Source organism: Hymenobacter sp. GOD-10R, from assembly GCF_035609205.1.
In the GTDB taxonomy this organism is placed as follows: Bacteria; Bacteroidota; Bacteroidia; order Cytophagales; family Hymenobacteraceae; genus Hymenobacter.
In genome coordinates, this window is sequence record NZ_CP141184.1 from 3,202,123 (window position 1) to 3,216,036 (window position 13,914).

General features: G+C 59.2%; 13 protein-coding genes. 3 read left to right on the forward strand and 10 right to left on the reverse strand.

The genetic code is table 11. The features are described from left to right. Window positions 1–247 precede the first annotated feature (247 nt). On the forward strand, window positions 248–1,249 hold the full coding sequence (locus tag SD425_RS12765; RefSeq protein WP_324679145.1) for an SPFH domain-containing protein: 1,002 nt from the start codon (window positions 248–250) through the stop codon (window positions 1,247–1,249). A gap of 4 nt (window positions 1,250–1,253) precedes the next feature. Here SD425_RS12765 and SD425_RS12770 read toward each other — a convergent pair whose 3' ends face one another. Continuing rightward, window positions 1,254–1,727, reverse strand: coding sequence for a hypothetical protein (locus SD425_RS12770; protein ID WP_324679147.1), 474 nt, complete (start codon window positions 1,725–1,727; stop codon window positions 1,254–1,256). Window positions 1,728–1,878: 151 nt separating this feature from the next. On the opposite strand from SD425_RS12770, the gene SD425_RS12775 reads away from it, so the two are divergent. Next, window positions 1,879–2,448: a WG repeat-containing protein gene (locus SD425_RS12775; RefSeq protein ID WP_324679150.1), complete on the forward strand. Its 570-nt coding sequence runs from the start codon at window positions 1,879–1,881 to the stop codon at window positions 2,446–2,448. Window positions 2,449–2,472: 24 nt separating this feature from the next. Further along, window positions 2,473–3,099: a M949_RS01915 family surface polysaccharide biosynthesis protein gene (locus tag SD425_RS12780; protein WP_324679152.1), complete on the forward strand. Its 627-nt coding sequence runs from the start codon at window positions 2,473–2,475 to the stop codon at window positions 3,097–3,099. A 21-nt stretch (window positions 3,100–3,120) separates the two neighbouring features. Here the strand turns inward: SD425_RS12780 and SD425_RS12785 are convergent, their stop codons facing one another. The 9 genes from SD425_RS12785 to SD425_RS12825 all read right to left on the reverse strand — a co-directional run bounded on the left by SD425_RS12785 (window position 3,121) and on the right by SD425_RS12825 (window position 13,868). After that, entirely contained in the window at window positions 3,121–3,846 is a 726-nt protein-coding gene (locus SD425_RS12785) for a hypothetical protein (RefSeq protein WP_324679154.1), read from the reverse strand. After that, window positions 3,843–3,980 (reverse strand): hypothetical protein, encoded by a 138-nt coding sequence (locus tag SD425_RS12790; protein WP_324679156.1) that lies wholly within the window; start codon window positions 3,978–3,980, stop codon window positions 3,843–3,845. The genes SD425_RS12785 and SD425_RS12790 overlap by 4 nt, the downstream gene beginning before the upstream one ends. Window positions 3,981–4,093: 113 nt before the next feature. Continuing rightward, complete coding sequence (locus SD425_RS12795) at window positions 4,094–4,705, reverse strand: hypothetical protein (protein WP_324679158.1); 612 nt, start codon at window positions 4,703–4,705, stop codon at window positions 4,094–4,096. Window positions 4,706–4,709: 4 nt separating this feature from the next. Continuing rightward, the gene (locus SD425_RS12800; RefSeq protein WP_324679160.1) at window positions 4,710–5,237 is read right to left on the reverse strand and encodes an SMI1/KNR4 family protein; all 528 of its coding nucleotides are present in this window, start codon (window positions 5,235–5,237) and stop codon (window positions 4,710–4,712) included. A gap of 143 nt (window positions 5,238–5,380) precedes the next feature. After that, window positions 5,381–6,163 (reverse strand): hypothetical protein, encoded by a 783-nt coding sequence (locus SD425_RS12805; protein WP_324679162.1) that lies wholly within the window; start codon window positions 6,161–6,163, stop codon window positions 5,381–5,383. Between the two features lie 412 nt (window positions 6,164–6,575). Further along, a complete protein-coding gene (locus SD425_RS12810; protein ID WP_324679164.1) occupies window positions 6,576–7,481 on the reverse strand; it encodes a YwqG family protein in 906 nt (301 codons plus the stop codon). Then, on the reverse strand, window positions 7,478–9,967 hold the full coding sequence (locus SD425_RS12815) for a DUF4132 domain-containing protein (RefSeq protein WP_324679166.1): 2,490 nt from the start codon (window positions 9,965–9,967) through the stop codon (window positions 7,478–7,480). The genes SD425_RS12810 and SD425_RS12815 overlap by 4 nt, the downstream gene beginning before the upstream one ends. A gap of 98 nt (window positions 9,968–10,065) precedes the next feature. Continuing rightward, complete coding sequence (locus SD425_RS12820; RefSeq protein WP_324679168.1) at window positions 10,066–10,458, reverse strand: hypothetical protein; 393 nt, start codon at window positions 10,456–10,458, stop codon at window positions 10,066–10,068. Window positions 10,459–10,643: 185 nt separating this feature from the next. Continuing rightward, a complete protein-coding gene (locus SD425_RS12825; protein WP_324679171.1) occupies window positions 10,644–13,868 on the reverse strand; it encodes a DUF6493 family protein in 3,225 nt (1,074 codons plus the stop codon). Window positions 13,869–13,914: the final 46 nt, after the last annotated feature.

The window sequence follows — 13,914 nt, forward strand, 5'->3', positions numbered from 1 at the left end:
AAGCGAGTATATGCTTAGGGCAAGTTGCGGAAGCTAGCGCAAGTTAGAGTTTGTACTCTACTTACTTTAGAGCCAGCAGAAGGCACACGTCGAGGCAAGCGAATAGCTAGGGTTGCGGTCAGCAGTGAGGTAGTTGGGCTTCGCTTAATCAGAGCGTCCGCAGTTTTGCAATCGGCCACCAGCAAACTACGTACATAGCTGAGCTGGAAATCTTTCAGCCTAATCATCACCGACACCTAGCCTCGCCATGCCGTTCAGCTTCTTTCGCAGCCAACTAGCCGAAGTGATTCAATGGGACGCGCCGCAGCTGCACCAACTGCTGTGGCAGTTTCCATCTGCGCACGACGAAGTAAAAAATGCCAGCAAACTGCTTGTTGGGCCGGGGCAGGGGGCGCTGCTGGTGTACGAAGGACGCGTGGCGGATGTGTTGAGCACGGAAGGCGTTTACTCCCTCGCAACGGATAATCACCCGTTTGTCACCACGTTGCGCAAGCTGCGCACGGGAGGCGAGAGCGAGCATAAGCTGAAAATCTATTTCTATCGGCGCGCCGAAAACGTAAACCAGCCCTGGGGAACGCCCACCCCGGTGAAGTACCTCGACCCGGTGTACGGCTTTCCGGTGGAGCTAGGTGCCCACGGCAACCTGTCGTTCGCGGTAGCCAATGCCCGACAGTTTTTCACAGAAGTGGTGGGCTTGAGCGATTTATACACTGTGCCGCAGGCTAAGGCGCTGCTGCAAAGTCGCATAACGCAAGAGCTAGCCACGCAGCTTGCGGCCGCGCAGTTTTCTTATCAGCAGCTTGATGCCCAGCTCAGCGCGTTAGCGGCGCGCTTGCGCGAGCCATTGGCGGCCGAATGTAGCCGCTTGGGTTTACTGCTCACCGACTTCCGCCTGACCGGTACCGTGTTCGACGCGGCTACGCAGCAGCGCATAGGTCGCGTGGCTGATGCCACCACCGATGTGCAAGCTGCCAAAGTAGCGGGCATGACGTACGCCGAGCGCGAACAATTACAAGCGCTGCGCGATGCCGCCCGCACCAGCGGCGGAATAGCCGGAGCGGGCTTGCAGCTCGGAGTAGGGGTGGAGCTCGGCAAACACCTAGCTTCTCCGCTACCAGCCGCCTCTACCGCGCCGGCCCCGACCGACCCCGTGCAGCAATTGCAAAAGCTCAAACTATTGCTCGACGAAGGAATCCTGACGCCGGAAGAGTTTGAGGCCAAGAAAAAGATCTGGCTTGACCAGCTGTAAGCGGTTAGTCGCTGCCGGGCTGTAGGGTCTGGATGGTATGGCGAATGATGGGGTCCATGGCAGCTTTGCGGCCGGTAGGATACTGCCACACGAACGTGGTGAGCGTGCCGGCTTTCAACACGGTTTTCTCGTAAAAAACACGGCCCTTCAACGTGCCCGACAGCGCGAAGCCAGTGCTGGTTTTCTGGTCGAGGGTGATGGTGGCGTGCTTTTGCTGCCAGCCTTCGCGCGCCATTCGCCGGTAGGCAGGCAAGCCGCCGTCCAAGGCGTCGTAGGCCGCGTAGGCGCTCAGCTCGGTTTGCCCATCAGCCGAAACGAAGCGACGACCATCGCCGTTGTCGGCCTCGGGTTGGGGCCGCAGGTCGGCGGGGTAGTCGAGGCGAAAGTTAAAGCGGGCGTTGTGGTAGGTTTTGTAGGTGGGTGGCGCGGCTAGGCTAGCCAGTAGCAGTAGGGCAGCAGGAAGCGAGAAGTTGGCCATCGAATAAGGGGAGCGGTAAAAGCAGAGCCAGCAAGAAGTCGCAAATACCGTTCAAACGCAACCGTATACCTTGCGTTATTGCTGCCAACTTCCGCCTGTACAGGTGTGCCAGCCTAGCTACCAACCTTACGAGGCGTAAGTGCGAATACCCGTGAAAGCTCATCCTATGCTGCGCCGCCGTTACCTGCTATTGTTGCTCAGCGCTTTGCTGTTGAGCGCCTGCTATCCTGACGCTGTAAAGAATCCTGTTGCTGATACTCCGTTGCGCCTCGTCGTGCGGCAGTCGGATGATGCTTATGCCTACGTGTCAGCGGCGGGCGACACAGTTATTCCCTTCGGCCGCTACCCAATGTGCGCCACCGACCGATTTGACAAGCTAGCGTTGGTGCTCAAGCCCGGCCTGGGCTGGGTGGGCATCGACCGGCAGGAGCGGGTGCTGTTTCGGGCTTACCTCTTCGACAACGGACCCGACTACCCCGCCGAGGGCGTGATGCGCATCGTGAATGCAGCGGGCCTGATTGGGTACGCCGACACTGCCACCGGGCGCGTGGTGTTGCCGCCACGCTACGAGGCCGCGTATCCGTTTGCCAACGGCCGGGCGCAGGTAGGCAACCGCTGCCAGGTGTTACGCGACGGGGAGCATTCCGTATGGAGTTGCGGCCAGTGGCAGTACATCGACCACCAGGGCCGGGTGCTGCCCGATTCGCCCGCACCCTACTGACCTAGCTTATCAACTAAGTTGCTAATGAATAACTATTTACTGACGAGTAGCTTTTTGTTTGCCGCGCTATCGGCCCATGCGCAACTGCGTGTTAGCCCATTGACCCCGGCCGCCGTGCCGGCTACGCTCAAGCACGCCGGCCGGGTAGTGCAAGCCGTGCGCTACACCGACCGCACCGGCACCTACATCGTGCTAGCCACCCAAACCGGCCCCAAAAGCGCCGCCAGTACGGAAATGGACGACGCCCAGCGCGCCGACCTTTACGCCTACCAATACCCGGCGACGGGCAGCACGCCCACCTGGCAAATGCACGACTTCGTGACCGACTGCCCAGTGGATCTAGAAGCTAGGTTTCGCCCCAAAGGCCTCACTGTAACCGACCTCGACCAAAACGGCACGGCCGAAGTGTGGCTGGTGTATCGCACCGTATGTCGCGGCGACGTGAGCCCGAGCACCCAGAAGATTATCATGTACGAAGGCCCGCGCAAGTATGCGGTGCGTGGTACCAGCCGCATCGTAATTAAGAGTCAGGCCTACGGTGAAGGTGGCAGCTACACCTTTGATGCCGCGCTAAAAGCTTCGCCCGCCGTCTTCCGCCAACACGCCGCCCAACTCTGGAAGCAGCATTTAGTAGAGGATATTTCCGAATAAAGATTGTAGACTACTGCTTCCTCAGTCTAGGTTTGGGGAGTGGCGTAGCACCCGGAAGCTGAAGCGGATGGTGGCCTGATGGGTGGAATCAACCACATCGGCGACGCAGGGCAGGCGCTTCTTTTTCTCGCCCTGGTGAAAGTAGGTATACAGGGTATCGGCGCGGGGTACGTTGGGCCGCAACGGGTAAGCACGCACGTACACCACCGAATCGTTGACGGGGGCAATGGCTACCGTGTGGAAAGGATAATCCATGGAGTAGCTGTTGCGGTCGTACACCGCATTGTTGGTTTTCCAGCGGCGGTACTCCGTCAACATCAGTCGGTTGACGACGGGGAGGGCCATCTTCTGGGGCTCGTCGTTGGCGTAGTTCGTTACCTCTGGCTGCGTGTCGTGGTGGTAGCCGTAGTACCAATGATACCCTGTGCGATTGAGATACGAGTCGTGGAAAGTGTTCTGGAAGGTGAGCGTATCCAAGCCGTTCTGTTGCATGGCTGAAGCTGGCACGAACTGGGCCCGCACCAGCACTAGGCTGCGGTGCGCTTCGGTGTACTGAAACAAGCTGTCTTCGAGGTCCTCGTAAGGGGCCCAGTAGCTTTCGAGCGTGTCTTGCCGGTCGATGGGACGATAGTGAGCGGGCAGCGTTTCCAGTAGCGGTGCCGTAGAGATAGGCGGCTCCTTATAGGGCGTTTCACAGGCGGCCACGAGGGCTAGGCTAGCTACAGCCAGTAGGCGGTACCAATTCATAGCATGGTGGTTAGGGTTAGCTCCACGTACTTGGGCCGGGACGGATCGAGTAGTCGGCCGTCGGCGTCGGGGCGACAGGCGGCGAGGCTGAGCAGGGCTGTCATACCCGTTAGCAGGAAATAGGAGCGATGCATCGTGGATCAGCTAACGAAAAACGGTCGGTGTGATGGGACGCTTGTAAGAGCAGAACGCTGACGCCACTCACATAGAGATAAAAGACAGCCCGAAGACGAGGCGTCAACCTAGGTTACTTTTCCTGGTAAATGTCAAACTTCAGGAACGGTACCCGGCCAAAGTTCTTGGCGGTGCGCATGGTGGTTTTGCCGTGCTTGGGGTCGGTGGCGTCGAAATGCTCGCTGCCGTCGCGATGCAGCAGCCAGGTGCGGGTGGCGGCGTCGTAGCGAAAGGTGATAAAGCGCGTCCAGCGCTGAGTGCTGCCGCCGTAGTGCTCCACAGTGAAGTAGCCATTCTTCACGGCCAGCCCCGAAAATGGGTCGCCCATCATGCCGCCGCAGTCCACGCAGTACACGGCATTGTCGGAGCGGGCAGCTAGGGTGTAGGTGCCGCCCGCGCCACCCATAAACAGCAGCAGCGGGCGCTTAGTGGGGTGGTCGATAACGTCGGAGGTCTTTTGCTCATTGGGTCGGCGCAGCACTAGCGCCCAGTCGGGGGTGGCGTCGCGGTTTAGGTCGCCTTTCTCAGCGGCCAACACGGTGAAGCCTGCGGGCAAGGCGCGACGAACGGCGGCCGGCAACGCTGGCACTGCTTCCAGCGGCTGTTGGGCAAAAGCCGTTAAGGGCAGCAAGAGTACGACTAGCAAGTGTAACCTAGCTGACTGAAGTATAGAAAAGATCGTCATGTAGTTACTCCTCAAATACCGACTCATGTACCAGTCCGCGCACGAAAGCCTCGAAAGTAGGCGCTAGCGTAACAATTTGGTAGTCATTTTCCTGGTCGACGTGCACCACTGCCGGCTCGCCGGTAGGGCCGCAGGCCCGGTAATCGAGCATCACTAAATCGTGGCCGGCCGAGGGGCAGTCGCACACCACCACGCCAATGGCCGGGTATTCCCACTCGTCAATCATGAACTGGCTACCTAGGTCGCCGCAGAGCGAGTAGCTTTTGGTGCGACCGATGCCGCTGATACTGGTAATGGCAATGTGGTCGTCGGCCCAGCCGGTCGCTTCAGTGGTCGGAAAGCAGGTGTTGTGCGGGATGCCACCGTTGCGCTGCTTCATTAGGGCTATGTAAAACGCAGGTAGTTTATAGCCTAGCTCGTCTTCTACGGATCGAATTAGCTCGTCGGAAGGGGGCGCCTCGGTGTGGGCCTCGCGGGCGTAGTCGCTGTCTTCCCAAAAGGTAGCAGGGTCGAAATCAGGTAAATCGGGCATGGGGGAGGATGTAGGGAATCAGTGTAATACGGCCGAGGTGCCAGTTGAGTGAGAAGAACATTCTGTTATGCGCCCGAGGCATGAGCGCACCCTAGGTCTTCAGCTTAGCCCATTAAATTGCGGAATGAGAGTATTAGGGCACCTCACAGCACAAAGTCAGCATCTACCATGCGTATCACGTATGGACCGCGCCGGGGGTAGTGCTTAGGAAACGTACCTAGGTGTTCGGGCTGGCCGCCGTGGGTGGTAAGTGCCTGTTGCACAGCCGTTGTTACCGCAGCGCTGTCGGTGTGGCGCAGGGAGCTGCCGCCCACGCCCTGCCGGCCATTGCCAAAAAACACCATGAGATTGACGTGCTCGCCCAGCTGGCGGTCGAAGTAATACAGCACGTCGAGCTCAAACTGCTGGCTAAGCAAGTCTAGGTCTTGGAAAAAGGCAGATTGATGCGCGAGTGGCAAGTGGCAGTCTAGGCGCAGCAAGGAGGTCTGCGCGTTGTGGTTGCCCGGCGACGAACTTACGGCTTGCAAGATGCCCCCGTAGCGGTACGGCGGCGTATCGGGGGGCTGGGTGAGGCGCAGCAGCGGCGTGTCGGTGGGCAGGGGCGTGGTTGTGGGCGTTACTTGCTCCTGGCGCAGCACGGCTTCCAACTCCCCAGCCACGTGAAAGACGTAATCGGATAGGCTGTAATCGTCCAACGTGAGGCGTAGTACTTGGTCGTGGGCTTGGGCAAATAGCCAAGCCTCAGGGTAGCGGGCAGCCACGGCGCGCACTTGTTCCAGCAAACGCGCAGGGGCCGCCGCATGCACCGTAACCGTTAGCGAGGCCGGGCCGTCGGCGTGGCCCCCCAAGCCCCGGCGAAAGGTGAAATAATCGAAGTGGTAAAGGCCTTCGGGAAAGCCGTAATACCAATACACGCCGAGCAGCATAGGCTAGGTTTTAGTGAAAGTCGCAGTAAAATTCCCACTCCGCCGTGACGACATGATGGTATCATTATCTACCACATCGCCAGCGTCATTGGCCGGGCCCACTTGCGCGGCGACACGGCTTACTGCTTCAATAAAGCATCCGACGAAGAACACGGTTGTAAGCTCAAGATTGCTTTTGCTGCCAATGCCGCTACGGTGCAAAGTATGCCCGGTTTTCGAGAAGACTGCTACTTTGGAGGCAGCATGACCCCGGACGAAACCTACCGGCGTGTCAGCCGCACCATTCCGCAGCAAGGTGATGGATAACGCCGGCGACACCCTGCGCTTCGCCCACTTACCCTCAGACTTGCTGGAGAACAATCGTTAGCTACCGCCATTCGCAGTCTCTGCTACAACGATTCTCTTCTGAGACTTAGAAACATTGGAGCACTTGCCACACTGCCCCAAAATCGCGTTGCGCTAGCGCCTCGCGGGGTATCCAAAAATACAGGCGACCTAGGTCTTCCCACATCATGTTGGCTTCGGCTTCGTGGCTGTCGAGTTGCAACAGCAGTTCCCATTCGGTAGTGGCGGCCTGCTTGAGCTCTTCCACCTGCTCGTCGCTGATACCTAGCTTCTGCTGCGTCTCTTGTAAGCCCTGCGTGCTGCCGTGGTACAGGCCGCGCGTGACGAGGGCACACTGCGCCCGCATGGGGTTTTGGATAACATCGGGGTTGCCCAGCAGGCGACTGGTACCATCTCCGTGGCGGTGCAACAGCCGCCAGTAGCCTTCGTGCTGCTCCTCGCTTAGCTCTTCTTCGGTAATACCAACTTCGTCTTCCCAGGGGTTGGGGAAAGTCATTTCGGCGGCAAACGAAAGGGCCACCTCCGGGAAAGCTGTGTAGTCCTCTAGCGACAAATCGGCGGGGAGCAGACGCGGCGCCAACACCGCGTCCGGACCATGATACTGCACCACCGCTCGGCCCCGATTAGCGGGGTCGTAGCCCCAGGGCTGCTCTTGTGCATCGTAGAAAAACGACAGCCACCCAGCCGACGGCAGCACCGCGGCAGCCGGGTAAATAGCTAGCTCGGCTAGGTTCAATTGAACCAGAAAGCTCAACGACCGGCCCTGCCAAGTAGGCCAGCCAACCGCGGCGGGCAAATCGGGAACACCGCCTAGACGCGAAGCGCCCAGGGGCAACGGTGCGGCGGCCAGAGCAGGCGACACCCGAATGCTCGGGCGGCAGTACGGCGCCAAACGGGGCCAAAAGGTACCTAGGCCTTCGGCCTCGGCAGCCGCTTGCAGGTCGTCTAGGGTTTGTGGGGGGAGGCTCGTCATAGCTGGCGCAGAATAGTTTCGTCGGTAATCTTGTCGTCGTCCATCAGCAGCAGGGCCTTGCTCAGGATGATGGATAGCACGGCGTCGCCTTCGAAGGGCAGGAATACGTCGTGGGCGCCCATGTTCTTGCTAGAGCGGTCGGGCACAATGCACAGGTACTGGTCGTTGGGCTCCATCAGGATGTTGCCCGAACCTAGGTGAATCTTGTAGGTGCGCCGCTTGCCCCGCACCACCAAGAAGTTGCCTTTGATCTCGCTGACGCGGCCAATTTTCAGGCGCGGCACTAGGCGCTCCAGCACCAACTTGCGGCTCTTGGCCACTTCGCCTAGCTCACCGAAGCTGTAGCTTTCCCAGTAGTTGCGGAATTGGGCTAGGCCGCCGTTGTCGCGCCACTGTGGGTCGTTGCCCACCGAGGCCACCCCCACGAACAGGTCCACGTCGCGCATCACCTCCGAAAAGGCCAGCGGCGGTACCTCGGGCAACGGCACCGGCTGGCCGTCGCGGGTAATGCGTACCTGATCGGTGCTGACGTAGTTGTAGATACCGGTGTCGTTCCACTCGCCGTCGGCGTATACCTCGCTCACCCAGTACTCGGCTTGCAGGTTGTGGCTAGGTAGTGCTAGGCTCGCTATTTCGGAATCGTAGCCCTTGTCGTAGGCGCCAAGCAAACTGTAGCGCCAGCCGCGCAACTTCGCTAAACTGTTGAACTGATGCTGCTTGAGAATATGCGCGGCCATACGGTTGGAGTAGGTGCGCGTGCGTTCCTCCGGCGGGGTGAGCAAATACACCTCCCGAAACGCCTGCTTGAGCGGTTGGCGAAGTTGGTGGGCTTCGAGCAATTGGCGCCAGGCTAATACCTCTTCCATCGAAGCTAGCACGGGGTGCCAGAGCTGCGCCTGCGTGTCGGGGCTAGGTAGTGGCACGGGCTGCCCGTGCGCATCACGCCATTGCTCGTCGAGCCAGAGCGCATCGTGGTGGGAGCTGTCGGGCTGGTGCAGGCGCCAGATGAGCGGACGAGCGAGGAGGCTCATCAAGCCGTGTTGGAAGTAGTACTGCTCGAACCACGTCCACGGAATGCGCCGTTCGTCCACGAAGCTGCGGTCGAGCCGGTCGCGTTGGGCAGCGTAGGTTTGCTGGGCTTGCGTCTGGGCCGCTTTCAGCTCTTTCAGTTCGTCGGCGTGCGTGGCTTTGAGGGCAGCGGGGACGCTTTTGAGCGCTTTGCTGGTCTTCTGCCACTGCACGTCGGCCTTACCATCGGTGAGGGTAAGTGTGGCGGTGTACTCACCAAATACCTCTTCCAAGCGGCCGTTTTTCAGCCCGAAGTCGGGCGCGGCCATGTCCTCGATTTCGGCGGGCGTGACACCTAGCTTTTGCGACTCCTCGGCGATGTAGCGCGCAATCAGCTCCTGAGTGTTGGTCTGCCGGATTTTGGAGCGCACCCGCGCCAGCGCCGCCACGCCCGGCAGCCCGTTCTGCGACAAGACCAGCAGGCAGGCGTTACCTAGCCCCGCCGCCAGTGGTCCTTTGCCCGGAATCTTGCGGTAGCACTTGGCGGCTAGTGCGGCTATAGATTGCAGCAGCAGTTCGTTAACCAGTGGCTGTATGGTCCACAGTAAGCCTTTAACGGTATTTAAGCTTGACTCCTGCAGAAACAGGTATTCGGTATGTGTGTACGTGTAATTGGGGTAGTTATAAGTCCGCTCTGTAGCCTCAACCGGTACACTCAACAACACTTGTAGCCACTCCTGAACTCTCGGGCCGAGTTGCTCCACTCCTATAGCGGCTGCCGCAACGTCGAGTGTTTTTTGGTACTTGGCGCTAGGCCGTGTTCCGCTCGCTTTTTGCCAGAGTTGCAACAGCGTCAGCCAAGAGTGGGTGAGAGAGTCGGCTTGATCCAACTTGCCCACAAATTGATTCAGGTGCCGGCCGAAAGGATCAGCTTCGCTAAAAACGACCGTCGGCAGTATTTCAAGTCCCGCACCTTGCTGCAAAATCTCCTGAATCTTAACGCGTGCTTTGGCGACCTCTTTCAGGTCTGTCGTCGCAACATTTGTGTACTCCAAGAGCTGCAATAAGTAGTCTTGCAGCAGCTTCCCCAAGCTTTGCTTTTTCGTAAGCTTAGCCACCTGAATCAAGGTAAGACCAACAGGGTATCCCCAAAAGGCCATTCGTCGGGCCTCATAATCAATGATGTCAAACTCTAATCCGTATAGGCGAAATAAGTGCACGTACTCTTCTTGGCTAAGCTTGGGAGTACCACGCATCAGGTTAGTGAGAAGCTCACCTACGGTATACCGAGTGCTGTAATCTTGTCGTTGCACACATTCGCGCATCATGGTTGCTAGCGCAAGGACAAGGCGTCCTTGGTAACGAGAATCAGCTTTCCGCACGCTTTGGTACGCGGGTAAGTCGCCGACCTTGACCCCGTAAGGTTTGGCTATGACGACTTCTATTAATTGCTGTAGAATAGGTTGAAGATCAACCATTTCAACATCTAAAGCATCGAATAAGCTAATAACAAGTGGGTTCAAACTATGGATTGCTATAAGTGAAGGAATTGTACCAAAGCAGACATTCTCCGGCCTCAACCGCCCACCAGTGGCGTCAGCTTCACGAAGCTGGCCGTAGCACCCGTGCCGAGCCATACTTCCTCATCCAAACTCTCCACCTGCCGGTCGTTCACCAACACAAAAAAACCATTCTGCTCAAAGGCCTCCAGCGCCCGGTACACCTGTTGCTCCGCGTCGATCTGCTTGGCCGAGCGCACCCGGTAGCCGTTCAGCACCCGCTCCGAATCAGTAGGCTGCACTAGCCCGTGGAAGGTGTCGCTCTGGCGCTGGTTGTAAGCAGCTACTTCGTCGTGCACACGATGGGTAATCAACTCGCGTACGGTGAGCATTTCTTGGTTTATTTCCAGCTCTAGCCGGCTAATGATACTGCCGGTGGCGGTTTCGTCGAGGATGGTGAGTAGGGGCATAAGCAACAGTTAAGGTTACGTGAACTGCCAAGCAGTAATCCTATTGGGTACTCAACAAGGTATTGGGTTTGAGAAAAGGAAGCAGAAGCTCGAAACGCCGGAAATACCTCCTAGCCGGCTGTGGTTCGAAGCCGCAGGCGTCCGGCTGGTAGCGTTGCGGACGCCTGCATTCGTCTTGAGCACTACTACTTTAGCAATGCGCCGGCTGCCTTTTTCAAGCTGTCTACGCTCTGCCACTCGCGTAGGCGGGTTTGTACCGCTTCCGGTATCGAACGGCGCACCCGCTTCGAGGTATCAGCGTAGGTATCAAGCAGCTTAGCCGTGTTGCGCAAGGGCGCGACGGGCAGCTGCGGCAGTAGCGCTTCGAGGGCCTGGCACAACGCGTCGTCGGTGCGGAGGCTGATGGCGCGCACCTGAGCCAACCCGTCGGTGAGGCGGGCCAAAGGAGCACGACCCGTTGCTACCAAACGCCCGAGGGCGCGACCTAGGTCGGCGGGCACTAAGCGGCCGGTGTCGGTGGCGCTTAGCAAAACTTCCAGCGCCATGGCACGCACGGTGGGGGCCTGGTGCACCAAGCCAGCGGCCAGCAGCGTCGAGGTACCAACGGCGTGGTGTGGCCCCGTGCCTAGCAGCCCGGCCAAGGAGCGCTGCATGGTGTCGCGGACTTCGGAGCCCGCCTCGTCGGTGCGGCAGCACGTACGCAGCACGTGCCAGTGCAACGGCTCGGGGTTGTTCGGTAACAGCGCCACAGTAGTCGGCACGTAGAAGTGCAACGTCCAGGCATACATATCAATGCGTTCAGAAAGACCAGCGTAAGCGGCGTAGGGGAGCAGGGGAGGAGCCGGTCGGGTGGCGGGCGTAACGGGCACCAGCAGCTCGACGTGCTTATCGGTGACGGTAGGCTTGCCTTTCTCCCAAGTGCGCACATACGTGAGGCCAATTTCGGCTAGCGTCCAGCCTGGCTGCCAGGGCCGAGCTAGGCCCGGAAGCTCGCCCAGCGCTGCCAGCGCGGGTAGCTCGGCGGTGGGGTAGCGGGTGCGAGCGGCCACGGCCCACAGCCAAGGCAGGGCCTCAGTCAGGTCGATGGGGATGATCTGCTCCGTTTCACTCTTGATAGGAATAAGCTTACCTAGCTTTTCCTTGGCTCGCTGCAACAAGCTAACGCCAGCCGTCAGACTCGTGGTAGTAGTAGCTAACCAAGCTGGTAGCTCAGCAGCGTGAGGCGGTGCAGAGGCAGGCACGGGTACCGGCACCGCATCGAGGGGCGTGGTGGTGCGGGTAGAGGAAGTGCCGTAGTGCCTTATCTGCTCCGTTTGTGGCGCGGCTGGTGCACTAGCGCAGGTTTCCGCTGTGGTGATGGGAAGTGGCGCGCCTTCTTCAACAGGAGCTAGCAGCCAGGTTAGCAACTCGCGCAGGTCGGCGTTGTGCAATTCAGGCAGGTGGGCGCGGGCTTGGGCGGCATCGTCGGGGTTCGACCACGCGCAACGGGCTAGGGCCACCACTAAGTCGGCGGCATCGGGGGTTTCGTCGGCGGCTTGGTAGGCTAGCAGCTTCTGCACCAACACGCTAGGGGCTACCCAATGCGGCTCGTGAGTGGCAGTGCTCAGCAAGGGTAGGGGCGTGGCACCGGGGCGCAGACGGGCCTCAGCAGCAGCCAAACGGCGCTGCTCCAAATACAGCAGCGGATCAGGCTTTTGGTACTCATTAGGACACAGATTGACGCGTGCTACCTGCGGCTGCTCGAAGGTATTAATCAGGCCAATTACCAATGCCGTCAGCAAATCGACAGGCCCTTTCCGGCCAGTACCCTGAAAGTTGCGCATAATCGCTTCTGCCTCGGCCGGCGTTTTGTTCGACGTAAGCCAGCTCAGCACCTGCTTGATATAAGGTTGTAGCTGGGTGGCGTGGTCGGGGGGTAAGTGCGGGCGCAGGCGGAGCAACCCATCCACCCAGCGGTCCACGACCACGGGGTTGTCGGCCGCCAATAATGGACCCGTTAGGAACAGCAATTCGTGCCAATCGGCTACGGGCGCTAGCACATTGGCAGAGCTAAGGTCGGGCACGAAGTGCGTGAGTGGCGCGTAGCCGGCATCGGGTGCGGTTTCGACCTCGGTCGTAGCAGGCGCCGTGAGCCAAGGCGCTAGGCGGGTGCCGGCCGCTGGAGTTAGCAGGTCAGCGTAGGCAGTTAAGGTGGCGGTGATTTCTGCTGTTTCGTCTTCGGAAAGTAGCGGTTTTTTAGCACCCAGCACCGTGGCCAGCAAGCGGGCGGCACGGTCCTGCACGCCCGCATCGGCGTGGGACAGGGCGGCAGTGGCTAGGCGAGCTAGGGCAGGAGCAGAAGTTGGTTGCGGCTTCAACAGCTTCTCAAAACCCGCTAGTAGCGTTTTGATACCCGTTTTCAGATCCGGCCGCGTCATGAGGCCGTCGGCGTATTGTAGGAGCGGAGCTAGGTCGAAACCTGGTTCTTCCCACAGCTCTTTTAGCTGCTCGATGGCAAAGTTTACCACCACTGGTAGGGGGTGGGCTAGCAGTTCTACTAGCTCGTTTTGCCGGGCTAGGCGTTCGGCTAGGGTAGGTTTCAATTCCGCAAATACGTCCTTAAACCAGCCTAGCAACGGCCGTTTGAAGTCGCGCCGCAAGGCCAGCAGACTACGCGTGAGCAGCTCGTTGCGGTCAAGATCACCCGCGGCACTTAGCTTAGTCAGCAGGGTTTTCCACCCGATTGAAATGCCATCCGGGTACGGACCGATGTAGGTGCTGTCGTAGTTGACATTGGTTTCGTAGTCGAACAGCAGCCATAAGTCGCGGCCCAGCAGCTCGGGGTCGGCCCGCAAGTCCCTGAGTACGAAATCTTCTACTTCCTGCGGGGTGAATTTGCGCTTGCTCTCTTGGCCGCGGTCGTAACGCGAAAGTCGATTGCCGAGCAGTTGGGCGAAGGTTGGCGCGTCATAGTTAATAAGGCCTTCGCGCTCTAAGGCCCGCAGCTCAGCGTAGTCGGGCGCCTGCCACAGGTTGGTGCGGGTGGCAAGGGCTAGCATGTCGCCCAGCCAATCGGGCCGGAAGTGGCGCAGCACCTGCCAATGTAGGTCGTAGTGCTGGCGGTTATCGAGCTGGTTGCGCAGGCTCCAGGGTAGCTCGAAGCTGCGGGCTAGGCCTTCCTTGCGCGTAAACGTAGCTAGCCCTGACATGGCCAGCATGGCTTGCTGTTCGCTGGTCAGCAGGCGCTCGTAGTGCGTACGCCCCTTTTTGTCTTCTACCGGGCGATATTCCTCGAGGCGCTTTTTGAGATGCTGCGTGAGGCGGCGCAGGGTCATAGCTTCCTTTTTATCGAGGCTTATTAGGAAGGGTACCAGCTCTTTGGCGGTTTGGTGTAGGATAATGTGCTCGAACGTTTCGGCAGCAGTAGACATAGGCAAGCGGGAGTATCGTACTGTGTATAAAAGCTAGGAAAAACGT